Here is an 18,235-nt window from a genome sequence, read left to right on the forward strand (position 1 = left end):
TTACACCGCGTCGGAAAGGCTGGTGAAGGTGAAGTCCCGGATTTTCATCGGGGGCACCAGGCTTCCTTCCAGCCGCTCGGGCCGGCCCAGGGCCTCGATGTTGTTGAGCATGATGATGGGCGACTCGTTGAAGCGGAAGTTCTTGATCGGGTGCTTGATCTTGCCGTTCTCAATAAAGAACGTACCGTCGCGGGTGAGGCCGGTGTACAGCAGCGTCTGCGGGTCCACGGCCCGGATATACCACAGGCGCGTGACCAGGATACCGCGCTGGGTGCTCTTGATCATGTCCTGCAGGCTTTGGGTGCCGCCCTCCATGATAAATCCGCCCGGCTCCGGAATATCCGCGCTGCCCGACTTCTGGGCCCAGAACCGCGAGCTGAACATGTTCTTCACGACGCCCTTCTCCACCCAAGTCGTTTTCCGGCGGGGACGGCCGTCGTCGGCAAAGGCCAGGCTCGGAACTTCGGCGTGGGTGGGGTCCGAGTAAATCGTGACGCGCGGGTCGAACAGCTTTTCGCCCTTGCGGTTGCCACCGCCTTTCTTGCTCAGGAAGGAGCGGCCCTCATCGGCCGAGCGGGCGTCAAACGACTCCATCATATTGCCCAGCAGCTCTACGGAAGCGGCCGGTTCCAGAATCACGGTGTACTTGCCCGGCTCAATGGCTTTGGCGCCCAGGGAGCCGGCTGCTTTCGTGGCCGCCGTCTGGGTCATGCGGCCAGCGTCGAACTTGCTGCGGTCAGTAAAGTCGGCTACGGCGTAGCCCGAGCCTTTGGCGTCGGGCGTGCGCACCGTCACGGAAAAGGCGAGGTTGGTAGCCTGCTGGTAGGCTTCGAGGCCCTTCGAGTTGCGCTTGGCCACGAAGCTGGTCGTGTCCTCCAGAAAAGCCGCGGACGACAGCTTTTTCTCGTCGCAAAGCCGGATGCTGGCCCCGGCCTGCTCGGCGCGGTAGTCCGGGGTAATGCCGGCCGTACTCGGGGCATAGGCGTTGGACGACACGTACTGCTGCGGCCCGAGCAGGGGCATGTACTCGGGACTTTCGGGAGCCAGGCGCGCTATTTCCTCGGCGCGCTGCACGCAGCGGCGCAGCGTAGCGTCGTCGAACTCGTTGCAGGTGGCTCTGCCGGAGCGTTTGCCGAAGCGGGACTCTACTTCCAGCTCCACGTTGTCGATGGCGCCGCTGGTGCTGACCATGTTGCGGGCCGTGCGGATGTTGCCGCCGGTGGTGCCGGTGAGCGTGATTTCGCACTCGTCGGCCTTGCTGTAGCTCAGCACCTTGGTAAGAATGGTCTGAGCCTCGTCTTTTGATAGTATTGCCATGGGGATGAAGGTGCGGTTAGCCGACTTTGCGGGCGGTGTTGATGACGTTCACGCCGTTAAAGCGGGTGGTGCTGGAGCCGTGGCTCACGGCCGAAACCTGGCTGGGCTGGCCTTTGCCGTCGAAGAAGGAGCCGAACAGGCGGTAGTCCGACTCGTCGCAGATGGCGGCGCAGGAGTTCCAGAATTCCTGGGTGTTGGCCTGATAGGCCACGTCCTCGATCATGCCGGTGATTTTGCCTTTCTCAATGGCATGGAACGTGGTGCCGCCGAACTGGAAGTTGTAGCGCTGCTGGTCGATGGAGAAAGAGCCCCGGCCGGCAATGTAGATGCCCTTGTCCACGTTTTTGATCATGTCGTCGACGCTCATCTTCTGCTTGCCCGGCAGTAAGCTCACGTTGGCCATGCGCTGAAACTGTACGTCCTGCCACGACTGCGCGTAGCTGCACCCATCCGACTCCTGCTGACCGACAATGGCCGCCTGGTCGCGGGTCTTCTGGTAGTCGACCAGCATGCCGTCCTTGATGATGTCCCAGCGCTTGGTCTTCACGCCTTCGTCGTCGTAGCCCACGGCGCCCAGGGAGCCAGGCTGCACCTTGTCGGCTACGACGTTCACCATCTTCGAGCCGTAGGGCTGCTTTTTGGCTTTCCAGTCGAGCGTGGCAAAGGAAGTACCGGCGTAGTTGGCCTCGTAGCCCAGCACCCGGTCCAGCTCCGTGGCGTGCCCGATGCTCTCGTGAATGGTCAGGCCGAGGTGGTTGGGGTCGAGCACGAGGTCGTACTTGCCCGGCGTCACGCTTTTGGCGGTGAGCTTTTCCTTGGCCTGCCGCGCCGCCAGGGCGGCGTCTTCCAGGATGTCGTAGCTGTTTTTGTAGCCGATAAGCCCGGTGCCGGCGGGTCCGGCAATCTTATCGGCGGCTTTGGGCATCAGGTACTCGTAGCCCAAACCCATCGGGGCGCTCAGGGCTTCGCGGGTGCGGAACTTGCCGGAAGCACGGTCAATGGCCGTCACGCCGAATGTGGGCCAGATGCGGTGCACGTCCTGGTCGATGTAGGAGCCGTCGGTGGAGGCGAAGTACTTCTGCTCGTTGATCTGAAACAGGCGGGAGTTCACGAAGTTGGCGCCGTTTTCCAGGGCTTTGGCATTAGCCGCCAGCAGCAGGTCTACTTTCTGGGCGATGGGCACCTCAAAGGCATTCTGCTGAATGGGCGTTTTCCAGCTCACTTCGCCGTAGCCTTTCTGGGGAGCCAGCTTCACAGGATCCTTTTGCACTTTGGCGTTAGCCTTGGCAATCTGCACGGCCAGCTGGGCCGCCTTGGCTAAACCCGCCTCCGTCACGGAGTTGGTGGCGGCGAAGCCCCAGGTGCCGTTGGCCAGCACCCGCACACCGGCGCCGTAGCTTTCGCCGCTGGCAATGTTCTGCACCTGTTTTTCACGGGTAAAGATGCTTTGGTTGAGGTAGCGCCCGATGCGGACGTCGGCGTAGGAAGCCCCGGCTGATTTGGCCGCATTCAGGGCCGCATCGGCCAGCCGCTTGTTTACGGTGGCGTCCATTACCGGCTCCAGCAGCCGGGCGGGGTCCACCAGGTTGCCCCCAAAGCCAGGGAAGTTGGGCAGAAAGAGGGCTCCGGTCGCCAGACCGGTGAGCCCCACGAAGTTGCGTCGTTTCAAAAGAGAGGATGGTTTGGAAGTGGGAAGTCAGCCAGTTCGAAAATAAGAAATTTTCAAGACCAAGGACGTACTTTCAATCCGGGGGCTGCAAAAGAGAAACGAGTACTGCGCGTTTTTAAAGTTCGGCCCGCCTAGGTCCGCGCTACGGGAACCTCCGCTGACGACTTCACTATTCGCGCTCAGCGAACCAGCGCCAGCAGGTCGGCCGCAATGCCGGGCCAGGGCTGCTGCAGGTTCAGCGTCACGACCCGCACGGGGTGGCCACCGAGCGTATAGCGCGCATCAACTTCCTGGGCGGCGGTGGGGTAGAGGAGGATGCCTTCGAGGAGCTGTCCGGGAGCGGCGGGCTGGTTTTGCAGGTAGGCGTAGAGCTGGTAGAGGTGGGGCGAAATCAGTCGCTGCCGGTCGTAGCGGGGCTTCAGCGCCGCGGCGTAGTACTTGGTGTCGAGAATGATTTTACGGTCGGGAGCTACCAAGGACGTGTCGGTAATCATGGCCGGCAGCAAATCCAGGTCCGGCGCGTGGGCGGCGGCGGCCTGCCAGGCAATGGTTTCGGACAGCACGTGGTAGCGGCGCTGCTCAAGGCGGTAGAAGTTGCGCACAAAGGCCTCGAATAGCCGGGCCATTAGCGGCTCGTCGCGCCGGAAGTCGCGGAAGCGGGTGCGGCCATCGGCGGCCGGCTCGGGCAGGGCGCTGGCCTGAATCAGCTCCGACATGTGCAGCAGGAAGGCCTCCAGGCCCACGGGTCGGCTCCGGCGCACGGTCTGGAGCGCGGCACGGGAAAAAGGCGTGGCCTCCACCGCCGCCGGAAAGCTGCGGCCCACCTGGCTTACCTGCTGGCGCTGCGCCGGAGTTAGTTGCCGGGCCCGGCGCAGGTGCTCCAGCGTGCCGCGCAGCAGGGCATTGAAAGGCGTATTAAAGCTCAGCTCGTCGTAGCGGCACACCGCCCGGCTCCGCCGCAGCAGGTCGCGGCTCAGTGTGGGCGTCAGCAGCAGGCGGCCCCGCAGCTCGGTCAGCTCTTCCTCCCGCTCGGTGTAGCCGGTGCTCAGGCCCTGGCGTAGCAGGCGGCGGGTGCCGTGCAGCAGCACGTGAGTGAGCAGGCCCAGCGGATGATGAAAATCAGCAGCCGTGGTCGTCAGCTCCTCTTCCTGCACGGGCAGGCGCTGCCAAGCGTAGCAAAGCAGGTAGTAGAGGTTCTGAATGGGAATCATGCCGGAAGAAGCTAGGAAATAGGAGCTGCTACGCAGGAGCTAGGAGAAAAATCGTTGAACGAGTCTACGTTCTACGAAAGCAGCCTGCGGCGCTGGGCGGCGGCTTTGCCGGGTTGGTCGAGCCAGTACTCGTCGAGCAGGGGCGCAATTTCCTGTTCCAGGATCAGGCGCAGCCAGTGTTCGGCATCTTCCGAACCGGCGGGAGGCTGGCAGAAGTAGCTGTGCCCGATCCGGTAGCCCGGGCCCAGGTCGGGGTCATCGGCAATGGTCTGGTTAAGCTCGGTCAGGCGCCCCACCAGCCGCTCGATTACGGGAGGCGGTACCCCCTGCCCGGCCAGCAGGGCCTGAAAGAGCACCCCAAACTCGGGCTGCATCGGTACGAAGGCAAAGCGGCGGCGCAGCGCGTAGTCGAGCGGGGCCAGACTGCGGTCGGCGGTGTTCATGGTGCCGATGAAATACACGTTTTCCGGCACGAAGAACCGGGCTTCGGTGGCGGCGGCGTAGGGCAGGCGTACGGCGTGGGCGGGCCCGCGCTTATCGGCTTCGAGCAGCAGCAGCAGCTCCCCGAAGATGCGGCTCAGGTTGCCCCGGTTCAGCTCGTCAATCAGCAGCACGTAGGGCCGCGCCGGGTCGGCCTGGGCCCGGCGGCACACGTCAAGCAGCACGCCCGGGGTGAGCAGGAACCGGCCCTTGGCATCCGGCCGGAAGCCCTGTACGAAATCCTCGTAGCTGTAGCTGGGGTGAAACTGCACCAGCTCGATGCGGGCGGCATCGGTAGCCCCGAGCAGCAGCCAGGCCAGGCGGCGGGCCAGAAACGTCTTGCCCGTGCCCGGCGGGCCCTGCAGTACCAGGTTGCGCCGCCGCCGCAGGGCCGTCAGCGCGTCTGCCAGCTTTTCCTCCGCCACAAACACTTCCCGCAGCGCCTCCGCCATTCCATAGGGCTGTATACCTCCCGACTCATACGCGGCCCCCGGCTCCTGGGCAATGGCCGCCCGCCCTGGCCCCTCACTGGGCCGACCAGTGTATAGCTGCTGCATCTCGTGCTGGGCGGCCACGTCGCCGTCGAGCGGGGAATTAGCCAGGGTGGGCCGCTTGGTAGCCACAGTGAAGTCAAGCCGCTCCAGCACGGCGTTGGTCGGCGCCCCGGCGGGCAGGGGCCAGGCGGCGCCAGAATCCCCGGTAGCCAGCCGAAACGCCAGCTGCACCACCGCCCGCGGCGGGTAGCGCCGCCCCCGGTACACCAGATCATACACCGTGCTGGCCGCCGGCTTCGCGTCCGAGCGGTCCAGCTGGCGCAATGCTTTCAGCACATGGTCGCGGGTAATCAGGTCAGGGTCCATTCGGGGTGAGTAGCGGCTGGCAGTGGGCTTGTGGGCGTTAGGCATCCCGGACCCGGCATCAAGAGCAGCCAGAGAAATTGCCTCTGATACGCAGGGAGCTTATATGGTTACGTGGGCCTTGCCGTGGGAAGTTAGGCAGAAGACAGACTACTGATTAGGCAAGGCATACGTTGTGCTGCCGGTTGTAAGCCAGCCGCCTGCTTTCGTCCGGGCAGGCTCAGCCTCAGGCTACCGCCTCACTCAGGGGCAAAAACAGCCGGAACCGGGTGCCCCGGCCAACTTCGCTTTCGACTTCCAGTCGCCCGCCCACCTGCTGGACGATGCGGTTGACGAGGTAGAGGCCCATGCCCGAGCCCTCGACGTGGTAGTGAAACCGCCGGAACATCTGAAACAGCTGGGGGCCGTGCCGGCCCAGGTCGATGCCCAGGCCATTGTCCTCTACTTCTAGCACCAGCGTGCCCGGCAGAAGGGCGGTGGCAACGCGGATGCGGGGTGGCCGCCCGGGGGCTGCGTACTTCAGGGCGTTGCTGATCAGGTTGAACAGGATGCTCTGCAGGTTCGGACGCACAAACTCTACCGTGGGCGCAGCCGCAAAGTTTAGCTCCACGCGGGCCTGCAGCTCTTCTACCTGGTCCTGCAGGCTACGAACTACCTCCTGGGTGAAAGGCAGCAGCTCGATGCGCTCCACCGGCAGGTGCTCGTGCCGGCGCTGCACCTGCACCACGGCCGAGAGGTCCTGGATGGTGGTGTTGATCTGCTGCAGGGCGCCTTCGAACATGCCCGCCAGCTGGGCAGCAGCCTCGTCGTGGAAGGTGGCGCTGCGCTTGAGCTCCTCAAAGATGCCGGCCATATTGTTGATGGGCTGCTTGAGGTCGTGGGAGGCGGTGTACACGAAGTTGTCGAGGGCCTGGTTGATCTGGGTCAGCTCGGCGTTCTGCAGCTGCATCAGCTCCTGGTTCTGCTTTACGTCGTGGATGTCGGTGCAGGAGCCAAACCACCGCAGAATCTCGCCCGCCTCGTTGCGCAGGGGCTCGGCCCGGCCCAGAAACCAGCGGTAGCCGCCCAGGCGCGACACGAATCGGTACTCAATCTCGTACGAACTGCCGCTCTCGTAGGCCGCCTGCCAGGTGTGCAGGGACCGTAGCTGATCGTCGGGGTGCAGGATGGCCGCCCAGGCCGTGGTGCCCAGGCAGTCCTCCGGGCGCAGACCGGTGACTTCAAAGAGCCGCTCATTGAAGTAATCGACCTGCCCGTCAGCCTGGGCTGTCCAGGTAACCTGGGGAACGATTTCAGCCAGGAAGCGGAAGTGCTCCTCACTCTGGCGCAGCGCGTCGGTCAGCTCCTTCTGCTCGTGTACGTCGGTGATGGAGCAGTACCAGCGCAGCAACTCCCCGGTTTCGCTCAGCTCGGGCTGGGCCTGATTCAGAAACCAGCGGTACTGGCCGTCGTAACGGCGGAAGCGCAGCTCAATGCTCCAGGGCTGGTGGTTCTGCCACGCCGTCTGATAGGCCTCTTCCACCCGGGCGCGGTCGTCAGGGTGCATCACCGCCCGCCAGTGGTCGGCAATGTTGGTATCGGTAGGAAGGCCGGTATAGGCGTACCACTGGGGACTCGCGTAGTGGCCGGTGCGGGAAGCTTCGTTGATATAGGTGATGTTGGGGACAGCCTCGGTCATCCGGCGCAGCCGCTCGTCGCTGCGCCGTACTTCGGCCGCCAGGGTATCAGCGCGCTGCCGGGCCAGTACCTGCTCGGTTACGTCGACGCCAAAAGCCAGAATGCCCTGCACCTGGTTTTCGCCGTCGTAGAGCGGCTGGTACACGAAGTTCAGGTAATGCTCCCGGGTGCCGCCGGTGGTCGGGTCCAGCAGCTGAATCGGCGTTTCGTGGCCCACATACGGCACCCGGGTGGTATACACCGTATCGAGCAGGTCGATAAAGCCCTGGGCCGCTACCTCGGGCAGCAGGTCCACGGCCCGCTGGCCCAGTTGCACCCGCCCGCTCATCAGGGCATTGTAGCTGGGCGTGGCAAAAGTAAACCGGTGCTCCGGCCCGCTCACGGAGGCAATGTAGGCGGGTACCTGACTGAGAATCTGCTGCAGCTGCCGGTCTTTGGCTTCGAGCTGCTGCTGAAACAGCTTCCGGTCATGAATGTCAATGCTGGAGCCATACCAGTTCAGGGCGCGTCCCTCCGCATCGAGGGTGGGTACGGCATGGCTGAGGTGCCAGCGGTATGCGCCGTCGTGGCGGCGCAGCCGGTATTCTCCCGTCCAGGGCTTTACTTCGCGCCGCCCCCGGGCGGCAGTTTCGCGGATGGCGGGCAGGTCGTCGGGGTGGATGGCTGCTTCCCAGTGGGCCGTAGACGGGTCCGGCTCCTGGCCGGTGTAGGCATCGCGCTGGGGATTGATGTAAATAATCTGGCCGTCGCTGTCGGAGATGTAAACAAACAGGGGCAGGGATTCCACCAGGGCCCGGAACTGCTCGTCCTGCCGGCGGATTTCCTCCATCAGCTCGGCCGTGCGCTGGCGGGCCCGCACCCGCTCGGTCACGTCGATGCCAAAGACGAGGATGCCCTGGGTTTGGCCGTGCTCGTCAGTGAGGGGCTGCAGGGAGCCGTCGAAGTAAAGCGTGGTCGTAGCGCCGTCGGGCCCCAGGGGCTGCTCGGTGGGCATCTCGCTCAGTAGAAACGGCTCGGCGGTGCGGTACACCTGGTTTACCAGGTTCAGGTACCCGTTGCTGACTAGCTCCGGCCGGGCCTGGGCCGCTGGTATGCCCAGCTCCACGGTTCCCCGGAAAAGCTGCTGACTACGCTTGTTCAGGAACGTATAGATGTGGTCGGGGCCGCTGAGCGTGGCAATGTGGGCCGGAATCTGCTCCAGTATCTGGTGGAGCTGCCGGTCTTTGGCGGCCAGCAGCTGCTGGGTTTCCTTTTGCTCGTGGATGTCGGTGCCGGTGCCCACCCAGGTAGTAATGGCTCCGGCCTCGTTACGGCGGGGCAGGGCCCGCACCAGCATCCAGCGGTATGCCCCGTCGTGGCGGCGCAGGCGGTATTCCACCTCGTACTCGGTTTCCGCGACGAGGGCCTGCTGCCACTTCTGCTGCACCAGGGGCAGGTCGTCGGGGTGAATGTCTTCCAGCCAACCCCAGCCCAGGGCGTCAGCCAGGGCGCGGCCGGTGTACTGCAGCCAGCGTGGATTCTGGTAGTCGGCCCAGCCGTCGGGCCGGGTGGTCCACATCATCACGGGCAAGCTTTCGAGCAGAAAACGGGCCCGGTCCTGGGTTTCCGCCAGCTCGGCCCGGGTTTGCTGCTGCTGCTGCTCGGCTTGGTGCCGGGCCGTGACGTCTTCGGTTTGCTGCAGAATGAATTCCAGCCCGCCCTGCGCGTTCGGGATAGGATAGTGGGTCGCTTGCCAGTACCGCTCCTGCCGGCCCCCGCCTTGGCCAGCGGACTGTTCGAGGTCGTAGCGGATGCGGGGCATCGTGTGCGCCTGCCGGGTTTGACGGACGTGCTCCAGCGAGTCGCGCAGCGTTTGGTAGCTTTCCTGATCAGTGGGCGGGAAGGCCTCAAACAGAGGACGGCCTACCACTTCCTCCCGCGTTTTTAGCGCCACGGCCACGTGCCCGTCCGAGTTATCGGCAATAGTGAAGTCCGCATCCGCCCGGAGCAGCAGGTAGTTGCCCGGCAGGTGCCGAAACAGATTCAGGTAATCGGAGGGCAACGGGAAAGCACGCATACGGTGGGCAGGGAAGGAGCAGGCAGCCAGCAGACCCATACCAAGGGGCTCTGCTGTTCGCTAAAGATAGTAACCCGTACCGGCTCGGGTGTTTCCGGTCCAGGCATTACCCGCCTGGTCCCGGACCGGCGCTGCCGTCAACACAGCCCAGCTCCGGCCGGCTTTAAACAAAGAAAGGCGCTGATATTCTCAGCGCCTTTCTTGCCGGGAAAGCAATAGCCTACTGATACTGAATGTACAGCGGCGAAGGCTTAAGCGCAATTACCTCGGAGGGGGTCATGATGTGGTGGGGCTTGGGCCGCGCGTCGTACTCGTAGAACAGCTTGAAGCCCGTGTACTGTACCGGCTCGGCTACGATGTAGTCTTTGTAGGAGTCCTTTTTCAGAACCGGGTCGCCGTGGCCATCCATGTGCATAACGATCTGCACCCGCGGGTCGAGCTTGATGTTCTTGTAGTTGGTAATCATCCGGCGCGTAAAGCGGTGCACGGTCAGCACCTTGGGCGGTAGCTTGTTTTCGCTGACGATACGGGCCAGGAAGTTCACGGTGAAGTTGATGTCCTTCGCGTCGAGGGTGCCGATGCGCTGATTGGGTCGCACACCGGGCATGGTGGACAGCGAGAATTCCGGGTCGATGCCGAGGTGAATGTCGGGCGACTTCAGGTACTGCTCGAGCTTGGGCAGCTCGGCCTGCAGCGTGCTGTGGCCCGGCTGCACGTCCAGGAACAGAATGCACTTGTGCTCCCGGGCCCAGGAAATAACCTCCTCGATGGTGGCCTTCGAGTTCATCAGGCGCCACTTGCCGTCCTTGCCGGGCGTGCCCTGGGCCGTGATGGTCACATTGTGCAACGCGGGCTGCACCGGGATGGAAGGGTCGGCGGCCTCCCATTCCTTGATAACTCCGGCAAACTTGCGGAACATCTGCTCCTTGGGCTCCCGGCCCAGAATGCCCATGCCCTTCGAGCGAATGTTGCCATAGAAGGCCACGATGCGGCGGCCAGGCAGAATGGCGCCCGGCAGCTGCCCGCTTTTCCGCACGATGGAGTCGGCCCGGAGCGAGTCGCGGCGCATGGCGAGCCGCTGCAGAGCCGCCGAGTCAACGGGGGCGGGCTGGGCGGCGGTAGCCGTTTCAGCGGTGGCCTTGGAGTCGGGCGTTTCGCCCTCGGAGCGGGTACCGCAGCCGGTCAGGGCCGACGAGAAAATCAGGCCCAGCGCGGAAACAAAAAGGGCCGAGCGGCGGGCAGCAGTTGAAAAAGAAGACACTGAAGAAAATAGGATTGAAGGCGGAACAGGTCAGCAAGTTACGCCTTTTTGCCGCGAAAAAGCCCGCCTTTTCCGCGTTTGCCCTATCAGGACCAGCCGGCCGGGGCCAAAAAAAGCCTGGTTTCGCCCTTAGAATAGCGAAACCAGGCTTTGGTAGAGCAGCGCGAAAGGCAATAGTACCTAGGGCTGAAAGGAGAGCGGCACCACAAAGCTCACGGCCACTGCTTTGCCCTGGTGGCGGCCCGGCTTCCATCCTGTGCCCGAAACGCCCACCAGAATGGCATCGGTAGCAGCCTTGTCCAGCAGCCTGGCCAGTGCCTCCTGACCCGCCGGCGCCTTCGCGCGCTGCTTGAAGTCAATCACGCTGATTTGCCCTTCGGAATTAATCACGAACTCAATGAGAACCGTGCCGCCCAGCCCGGCGGCCTTGGCGTCGGCCGGGTACTTCAGGTTGGCCATGATGTCCTGCATCAGCTTGGCCTGCCCGCCGGGGTACTCCGGCATCTGGTCCACCTTATCGTAGACTTTTTCCTGTTTCACGCCCACGAGGGGTGGCGGCGGTGGGGGTGGGGCCATTGGCGCCGGCGGCGGGGGCGGGGGGAGAGGGGGTGGCCCAATCGAATCGATGTCCGTGCAGGCAGCCAGGGTAAGCAGCAGGGCCGTAGCCGCCGGCAGGGGCAGCCAGTGTTTCCAGCGCCGGGCCGGGTGGGAAGTTTTGAGCATAGCGATGCGGGTAAGGGTTTGGGAATAAGTGAAAGAATGGACCAGGGGAAAGTCGATAGCGAAACGCTGGAGCGTCAGCCGGGCCAGCAGCGCGCTATAGGCCGATGCCGCTTCCGGTGTGGGCGCCTCGCCCAGGGCCGCTTCGTCGGCGAGGTACTCGTGGGTGAGCTCCAAAGCCCGGGGGTAGAGATGAACGAAGGGGTTCAGCCAGAGCAGGCTGCGCAGCAGTTCCAGCCCGAGCCGGTCGCGGGAGTGGCGCTGCACGACGTGGGCGGCTTCGTGAGCCAGAATCAGCTGCGCCTCGGCTGGGGTCAGCGCGGCGGTTTCATCCCAGAACACCCGGCTCCCAAACGAGCTGATGGGCAACTTTCCGGCCGTACAGACCAGCTCGTAGCCCGGGCCCGGTTTTCCCGGCAGCCGGCGGGTGCGCTGCCACAGCCGGCACAGCTGCCAGCCCAGCCGCCCCAGCACCAGCAGGGCGCCCGCGAGGTACAGCCCCAACAGCCACGGCAGCAGGTCGATGCCTCCGGCGCCGCTAGATCCGGCGGTTACGGCCGGCAGCAGCACACTGGGCCGCAGCAAAGCCGGGGTTGATTCCCGGGCCGGCAGCCAGGCCTGCAGCCAGGGCGTGGCCAGCGTCAGCAGCGGTGGCAGCACCAACGCCAGCAGCGGAGTCCAGCGCAAAAACTGCCGGTTATAGCGGAAGGTCGGCTCGGAGCGCAGGGCCAGCCGGTACAGCAGCCAGGCGCTGCCCAGAATCAGGCAGCTTTGCCACCACCAGTTAATCAGCGTGGGGAGGGTCAGAGTCAGCATCGGCGTCGGGTGTTGGTTTGGAAAGGTCCTGCTGAGCCAGGTGCAGCAGCTTTTCCAGCTGGGCTGCATCCAGATCTTCTTCTTTGGCGAAAAACGAAACCAGCCGGCTGAACGAGCCACCGAAATAGCCGCCCAGCAGCTTGCGAAGCGAAAACCGGCGGTAGTCGTCCTGGGCTACCACGGCAAAGTAGCGGTGGGTGCGGCCAAAGGCTTCGTGGTCGACAAAGCCTTTCTGCTCCAGGATGCGGATGATGGTCGAAACGGTGTTGTAGGCGGGCGGCGGAGCGGGCATTTCGACCAGCACGTCCTTCACAAACGAAGGGCCGCGCTGCCAGAGTACCTGCATCACCTGCTCTTCGGCTTTGGTGAGTTCGGGGAAGATTTCCATGGGGAGCTGCTTGGTGATCTAAACGTATAACTAAATTTTTAGTTTAACAACTATTTTTTTAGGTGATAGAAAATAAGCGCTTTCCTGGCTCCTTGCCCCAGCCCCAGTACACTGATTTAAGGCTGTTTAAGGAAATCTTTTAGGCTGGCCGGTGTTGTGGCTTCGATAACCACTATCCGGAACGCTGTGATTCTCCACGACTTTTCAAAACGCCTGCTCCGCTTCAGCCTGCTGCTGTGGATAGGTCTGGGCACGGCTTCGGCCGGCTGCACCAAAAATGAAGTTGCCGCCCCGGTTGAGGCCGCAAAAGCCGAAACTCACCTTGTCAGTGCCACGCTCATTGGCGAGTACAGCCCCGCTACCTTGGCCGGGCGCGTATCCGGCCTGCCGATGGCGGCCCAGCTGGTTAGGTACCCGGTGCGCGCCTACAAGCTTACCTATACCACGCTCAACACCGACGGCCGGAAAATCACGGCATCGGGGGCGCTGCTGCTGCCCGTTACCACCCAGTCTCTGCCACTGCTGAGCTACCAGCACGGCACCATCCAGCCTGCCGATGAGCCCCGGGCGCCTTCCTACTACACCACCGGGGGCGAAGTCTGGTCGGCTGTATCCGTGCTGGCTTCCACGGGCTACGTGGTGTCGGCTCCCGACTACATTGGCTACGGCGCTTCCAAAGACCACCCCCATCCGTACGAGCACGCCCCGTCTCTGGCTTCGGCTTCGCTCGACATGCTGCGGGCGGCGCGGGAGTTCTGCGAAAAAGAAAAGGTGACGCTCAACCAGAAGAACTTTCTGTTGGGCTACTCCGAGGGAGGCTTTGCCACCATGGCCCTGCACAAGCTGATCGAGGAAAAACACGCCGCCGAATTTACCGTCACGGCCAGCGCGCCCGGGGCCGGGGCCTACCACAAAACGGCCTTCGCCCGCTACATCCTCGATTCCGACCAGTCGCTGGACTTCCTGACTTCCTACGTGTGGGTGCTCGATACCTACAACCGGGTGTACGCAATCAACCGGCCCCTGCCGTTCTACTTCAACCAGCCCTACGCCAATCAGCTTCAGGCCAACCCGCTGGCGGCCGTATCGCGCCAGCCCAAGGAGTTGTTCACCGCCGGCTTCCGTCAGGGCGTGCTGAATGGCACTGACCAGGCCATGCTGGCGGCCTTCCGCGACAACGACATTCACGACTGGCAGCCTAAGGCGCCGCTGGCGTTGTTTCACGGCACCGCCGACGATTATGTTCCCTATTTCAACTCGGAGAATGCCTACCGCGCCATGCGGGCCCGGGGCGCGACCCAGGTTGAGCTGCATCCCATCCAGGGTGGAAACCACTTCACGTCGATTACCAATTATACGCTGCAGTCCCTGCTCTTCATTTCCCAGTATTAGGCAGAAGAATGAGCTGCGGATACAAAAAAGAGGCCCTGGAATCTTCCAGGGCCTCTTTTTTGTATTAGGGTAAAGCGAAAGCTACTGCTTTACGATCTTCGAGGTGGCCCGCTGGGTAGCGTCCGAGTACTCTACCATGTAGATGCCGCTGGCCAGCGACTCAACGTTGATTTCGGAGCTGGCGGCGCCGACGGCGGGAACAAAGGAAACCAGACGCTGACCCGTAGCCGAGTAAACGGTCACCCGGGCATCAGCCTTGGCGGCAGGGTGAGCTAGCACGAGCTGACGCTGGGCCGGGTTGGGGTAGATGCCCAGCTGAGCAACAGCCTTGCCGTTTCTCACCCCCGTCACGCGCTGCTGGCTTTTGATGATTACATCCTTCAGCAGGATGTAGCGGCCTACGCCGGTGCTGCCTACGCCGAAGTAGATACGGGTCGTGAGCGTCTGCCCAGCCGTCAGGGTTACGCCCGTAGCGCCGTTTAGCGCCAGACGAAAGGTGCGGGCACTTTGCGCCATGCCGGTGCTGTACTGCGGGACGGTGGCGGGCGTGTTGGCCGTACCACCGGCAACGCCGGTTGAGTTAACGCCAAACGTAGCATTGGCCGTGGCGGGCAATGCGCCGTTCGGGCCTTTGCCGCCGGTTACGTCGGATGAGTCAGCCGTGAAGTTGCTGCGCGAGTAGACTACAGCCACGCGGCCAGCTGATGAGCTCGGAACGGCAGCGCTGAAAATAATGGAGTCGACCCGGGCCGCGGCAGTAGCCGTAATCTGGAACTGCTCATAGTAGGTGCGACGGGGAGCCGAGCCAGGACCAGGAGGCGTGGCATTGCTGCTCCAGCCACCGCCATCAGCCTGCACGCCGAATGCCTGCCCAACGCTCGAATACGGAGCGTAAGCCGTAGCACCCGTCGGTACCTGGCCGTTGGACAGCACGTAGCGCCGGAAGGTAGGAGTGCCCACCGTAACGTTGGCCGAGCGCACGGCGGCGCTGTCCTGGTTGTTGCGCGTCATGGGCCACTGAACGAATACGGGCGTCTGCGCCGAAGCCTCAGCAGCCAGACCCAGGCCGAGGCAGGCCGCTGCGGCCAGACCTTTCCAGCGGGCCGTCAGGGAGCGGGAAAAGGAGTTTTGTAAAGTTTTCATCATTTCAAAAAGGCGAAGTGGGAGGTATTGTACTTGAATCCAATACGTAAGTTTGACTTCCGCAGAGTGAAAAAAAAGAACTTAGACGGCATTATTCATGCAAACGTTACCGGGAACGTTGCCAAAAGCCTGAGGAAGTCCCAAACCCGGGAGCTACGGTCCCCACAACAAACAAATTCCCCACCTGCCTCGCCGGACAAGTGGGGAAATGGATGATACTCGAACTGCCGATCTGACCATCCAGGGCCCGGCCGAAAGTGCTGTAAATCTACCTTTGTAGGGGTGCGTCCGTCTGCGTTGGCGCCGGGCGGGCTCCCAACGCCTGCCGCAGCCAACTGCCGGCCAGGGCTGCTGTTCCACCTGCCAGCCCCCCGACGAGCGTGGTAATGAGCACCACTGCCAGGCCGCTGCCGCCCAGACCCAGCAGCTCGGCTACCCGGTTGCTGAGGCGGCCGTCGGAGCGCAGGTGGTACCACAAGCCCAGCACCAGCCAGGCCAGCCCAACTCCGCCAAAGCCCGCCAGAAACGATTTGCCCCCGCTCCGGCCCTGCCAGGCCGCCAGGGCAAACGCAACCGGGGCCACCACCCACCACGGCAGGAAAAGCTGGGCTACGGCAGCCAAAACCAGAATCAGCAGAAACAGGCGCATAAGCAGGGAAAAGAAAGGGGGTAGAAGACGGGTTTGAAGAACGACCGGGACGGAGGCCGGCCGCTGATGGTAGCGCGGCAGGCGTTACTCTACTAGTACCCGGCGCACGACGGGGCCATCCTGGTAATCGACGCGAAGCAGGTAAACCCCGGCCGCCAGGCCGTCGAGCGAAACGTCGAGGCGGGTTGCCGGGGCCGTTTGGGTTCTTAGTAGCTGACCGATGGGGCTAAGCAGGGAAACCCGGCCTGGCCGGGCGGAGGCGTCAAGCCGGAGGTGCAGCACACCCCGGGCCGGGGTCGGCCAGGCTTCCAGCGTCGCGGCGGAGACCCCGGCTTTTACGTGCAGCACGTTGGCGTCAATCAACCGGGCCAGGCCCAGCTGGTCACTTGTACCCACCTGGTTAAAGTAGCCGCCCACGACAATCTTGCCATCCGTTTGTACCAGCAGGCACAGGGGCGCCATGTCGGGGCCGACGCTCAGGTTGAAATCCGGGTCCTGGGCTCCGAAGCTGGTCAGCCGCATCAGGGTGACGTAGCCCGTCCCGGACGTGGTCAGGTCTCCGCCGGCCAGGATGCGCTGATTGGGCTGCATGGCCAGGGTATACACAAAGGTATTGCGGTTGAAGGGTGAGGTAAACGATGGATCGGGCGCGCCGGAAGGCAGCACCCGAATCAGCCCGTTGGCGGTGACGCCCCCGACTTCGTCGAAATAGCCGCCAAGCAGAATGCTGCCGTCTGCCTGCAGGGCCATTGAAAGAACCTCGCTAAAGGTTGCGGTGCCGGTATGGAGAAGCGGGGCAAAGGCCGGGTCGATGGCTCCATTGGAGAGCAGACGACGGAGCAGATAGGGGGTGGCGCCCGGTCCGGCCTGATAACTTCCCCCAATCAGGATACGCCCGTCGGGCTGCACCAGCAGCGTGGAAATGTACTGGTTGGAAATACCCTGAAAAGTAGGGTCGGGTTGTCCGTTGGCCAGCACGCGGGCAAGGGTGCTCGAGCCGCGGACCAGCAGCATCCGGCCGTCGCCCAGCACCGCTAACCGGGTCACTGCTATTCCGCCGGAGGCAAAGCTGTTGTCGGGAGCTCCCGAAGGCAGGAGCCGGGCTACCGCGGAGCGTTGCGTCGTCCCGACCCAGGTGAAGCCGCCGCCCACCACCAGCCGTCCATCGGGCTGCAAAGCCAGGCACTCCACGCTGCCCCCGCTCAGCGCCCCGGCGGTGGAATAAGCGGCATCCACCGTGCCGTCAGGGTTCAGGCGGGCCAGGTTGCGGACCGGCACCCCGTTCACGACCGAGAAACGCCCACCGATAATTAGCTTGCCATCGGGCTGCTCTACTACCGTGTTGACGGTGCCGACGGCCTGCAGCTGGGGTACAAAACCTGTTTCGACGCTGCCGGTAGCGGTGAGCAGGGCTACGGATGGCGACGTGGCGGGAAACACGTCGGAGTCGTTGTTATAATACGAGGTAAGTACCTGGCCGTCGGGCAGGGCCTGGAGGGAAAGAACCGGCTGATTCAGCAGCATCTCAAAGCTGGTGTCGGCGGCGCCGTTGGGCAGGACGCGCATCACCTTACCCGCGGGCCGTCCGGGCAGAAAGCCGGTTGCCAGCAGCACCTTGCCATCCGACTGAAGCTGCAGAACGTTGAAGTTATAAGTGGTGTAAGAGCTGGCGAAGGAGCTGGTAAAGCCGCTGTTGAAGGAAGCATCGACGGCGCCGCTGGGCTGCAGGCGTACCAGGCGCATCCCCGTATTACCGAGGAAGCCGGCGGACAAAGCAACCACTGCTTTACCATCCGGCTGCACAGCCAGACTCCGGACGAATGTGCCGGACGCCGCCTGGGCATTGAAGCTCCCATCCAGGCTGCCATCGGGCTGCAGCCGCACCAGCGCCGGCTGGACCTGCCCGTTGAACGTGCGGAAGCCACCACCCACCAGAATCTGCCCGTTCGGCAAAACGGCCAGCGAGGTCGGTTCCGTGTCGGGCCCGGTGCCGACCGAAAAGGAAGGGTCCACCGCGCCGCCGGGCAGCAGCCGCACGACCCGCATGGCAGCGGTGCCGCCAAACAAGGTGAAGCGGCCGGCCAGCAGAATTTTGCCATCGGGCTGAATGGCGGCGTACCGGATGCTGCCATTGGCGCCCGTACCTGGGCTGAAGCCGGGGTCACCGGTACCATCCGCATTCAGACGGAGCAGGCTCTGCCGCGAAATGCCCCCCACGGTGACCGTGCCCTGCCCCGAGCCGAACACCAGCAACTGCCCGTTTGGCAGGGGCTCCAGGTGCGTAATGTAGGTGTACAGGATGTTCTGCCCCTGGTTGACGTTGGCATTGAAGCCCTGGTCGAGGCTTCCATTCGTGAGGTAGCGCACCAGCTGCGGGGCTACCGTGCCCTCGGCCCGCGCAAACTCCCCGAGCATGATGCGCTTGCCGTCGGGCTGCTGCACGGCCTGGTACACTGCGGCCGGCTGAAGAACCTCCTGCGGGAAAAAGGACGGGTCGGGCTGGGTTTGCTGGGCAAAGGCCGCAGCCGTCAGTAGTCTCAGCGCCAGCGCCAGAATAAGCTGTCGGGATAGTCGAAGTAAATAAGGCATGGGCGGTGGT

12 protein-coding genes are annotated in these 18,235 nt (G+C 63.5%); 1 reads left to right on the forward strand and 11 read right to left on the reverse strand.

Features of this window, described 5'->3' with window-relative positions; all coding sequences use genetic code 11:
• The 8 genes from LJY25_RS05875 to LJY25_RS05910 form a co-directional block, all read right to left on the reverse strand.
• Nucleotides 1–1,317 (reverse strand): TldD/PmbA family protein, encoded by a 1,317-nt coding sequence (locus tag LJY25_RS05875; protein ID WP_227607308.1) that lies wholly within the window; start codon nucleotides 1,315–1,317, stop codon nucleotides 1–3.
• Nucleotides 1,318–1,333: 16 nt separating this feature from the next.
• Entirely contained in the window at nucleotides 1,334–2,986 is a 1,653-nt protein-coding gene (locus LJY25_RS05880) for a TldD/PmbA family protein (protein WP_227607309.1), read from the reverse strand.
• 179 nt (nucleotides 2,987–3,165) lie between these two features.
• A complete protein-coding gene (locus tag LJY25_RS05885) occupies nucleotides 3,166–4,197 on the reverse strand; it encodes a 5-methylcytosine restriction system specificity protein McrC (RefSeq protein WP_227607310.1) in 1,032 nt (343 codons plus the stop codon).
• Nucleotides 4,198–4,268: 71 nt separating this feature from the next.
• A complete protein-coding gene (locus LJY25_RS05890; protein WP_227607311.1) occupies nucleotides 4,269–5,582 on the reverse strand; it encodes an AAA family ATPase in 1,314 nt (437 codons plus the stop codon).
• 178 nt (nucleotides 5,583–5,760) lie between these two features.
• Nucleotides 5,761–9,267: a PAS domain S-box protein gene (locus tag LJY25_RS05895; protein WP_227607312.1), complete on the reverse strand. Its 3,507-nt coding sequence runs from the start codon at nucleotides 9,265–9,267 to the stop codon at nucleotides 5,761–5,763.
• A 220-nt stretch (nucleotides 9,268–9,487) separates the two neighbouring features.
• On the reverse strand, nucleotides 9,488–10,528 hold the full coding sequence (locus tag LJY25_RS05900) for a hypothetical protein (RefSeq protein WP_227607313.1): 1,041 nt from the start codon (nucleotides 10,526–10,528) through the stop codon (nucleotides 9,488–9,490).
• Nucleotides 10,529–10,708: 180 nt separating this feature from the next.
• A complete protein-coding gene (locus LJY25_RS05905; RefSeq protein ID WP_227607314.1) occupies nucleotides 10,709–12,064 on the reverse strand; it encodes a M56 family metallopeptidase in 1,356 nt (451 codons plus the stop codon).
• Complete coding sequence (locus LJY25_RS05910; protein ID WP_227607315.1) at nucleotides 12,033–12,452, reverse strand: BlaI/MecI/CopY family transcriptional regulator; 420 nt, start codon at nucleotides 12,450–12,452, stop codon at nucleotides 12,033–12,035. The genes LJY25_RS05905 and LJY25_RS05910 overlap by 32 nt, the downstream gene beginning before the upstream one ends.
• Nucleotides 12,453–12,638: 186 nt before the next feature.
• Here LJY25_RS05910 and LJY25_RS05915 point away from each other — a divergent pair, with 186 nt between their 5' ends.
• A complete protein-coding gene (locus tag LJY25_RS05915; RefSeq protein WP_227607316.1) occupies nucleotides 12,639–13,844 on the forward strand; it encodes an alpha/beta hydrolase family protein in 1,206 nt (401 codons plus the stop codon).
• Nucleotides 13,845–13,925: 81 nt separating this feature from the next.
• Here LJY25_RS05915 and LJY25_RS05920 read toward each other — a convergent pair whose 3' ends face one another.
• The 3 genes from LJY25_RS05920 to LJY25_RS05930 all read right to left on the reverse strand — a co-directional run bounded on the left by LJY25_RS05920 (nucleotide 13,926) and on the right by LJY25_RS05930 (nucleotide 18,225).
• A complete protein-coding gene (locus LJY25_RS05920; RefSeq protein ID WP_227607317.1) occupies nucleotides 13,926–14,987 on the reverse strand; it encodes a T9SS type A sorting domain-containing protein in 1,062 nt (353 codons plus the stop codon).
• A gap of 268 nt (nucleotides 14,988–15,255) precedes the next feature.
• Nucleotides 15,256–15,636, reverse strand: coding sequence for a hypothetical protein (locus LJY25_RS05925; RefSeq protein ID WP_227607318.1), 381 nt, complete (start codon nucleotides 15,634–15,636; stop codon nucleotides 15,256–15,258).
• Between the two features lie 84 nt (nucleotides 15,637–15,720).
• Nucleotides 15,721–18,225, reverse strand: coding sequence for a hypothetical protein (locus tag LJY25_RS05930; protein ID WP_227607319.1), 2,505 nt, complete (start codon nucleotides 18,223–18,225; stop codon nucleotides 15,721–15,723).
• Nucleotides 18,226–18,235: the final 10 nt, after the last annotated feature.

Origin of the sequence: Hymenobacter translucens, from assembly GCF_020685205.1 — a bacterium.
Lineage (GTDB): Bacteria > Bacteroidota > Bacteroidia > Cytophagales > Hymenobacteraceae > Hymenobacter > Hymenobacter translucens.

Bases quoted from the DNA above. Each gene is read 5' to 3' on its own strand.
- LJY25_RS05875 (WP_227607308.1), bottom strand. From the start codon at position 1,317: ATGGCAATACTATCAAAAGACGAGGCTCAGACCATTCTTACCAAGGTG.
- LJY25_RS05885 (WP_227607310.1), bottom strand. From the start codon at position 4,197: ATGATTCCCATTCAGAACCTCTACTACCTGCTTTGCTACGCTTGGCAG.
- LJY25_RS05890 (WP_227607311.1), bottom strand. From the start codon at position 5,582: ATGCCTAACGCCCACAAGCCCACTGCCAGCCGCTACTCACCCCGAATG.
- LJY25_RS05895 (WP_227607312.1), bottom strand. From the start codon at position 9,267: ATGCGTGCTTTCCCGTTGCCCTCCGATTACCTGAATCTGTTTCGGCAC.
- LJY25_RS05905 (WP_227607314.1), bottom strand. From the start codon at position 12,064: ATGCTGACTCTGACCCTCCCCACGCTGATTAACTGGTGGTGGCAAAGC.
- LJY25_RS05910 (WP_227607315.1), bottom strand. From the start codon at position 12,452: ATGGAAATCTTCCCCGAACTCACCAAAGCCGAAGAGCAGGTGATGCAG.
- LJY25_RS05920 (WP_227607317.1), bottom strand. From the start codon at position 14,987: ATGAAAACTTTACAAAACTCCTTTTCCCGCTCCCTGACGGCCCGCTGG.
- LJY25_RS05925 (WP_227607318.1), bottom strand. From the start codon at position 15,636: ATGCGCCTGTTTCTGCTGATTCTGGTTTTGGCTGCCGTAGCCCAGCTT.
- LJY25_RS05930 (WP_227607319.1), bottom strand. From the start codon at position 18,225: ATGCCTTATTTACTTCGACTATCCCGACAGCTTATTCTGGCGCTGGCG.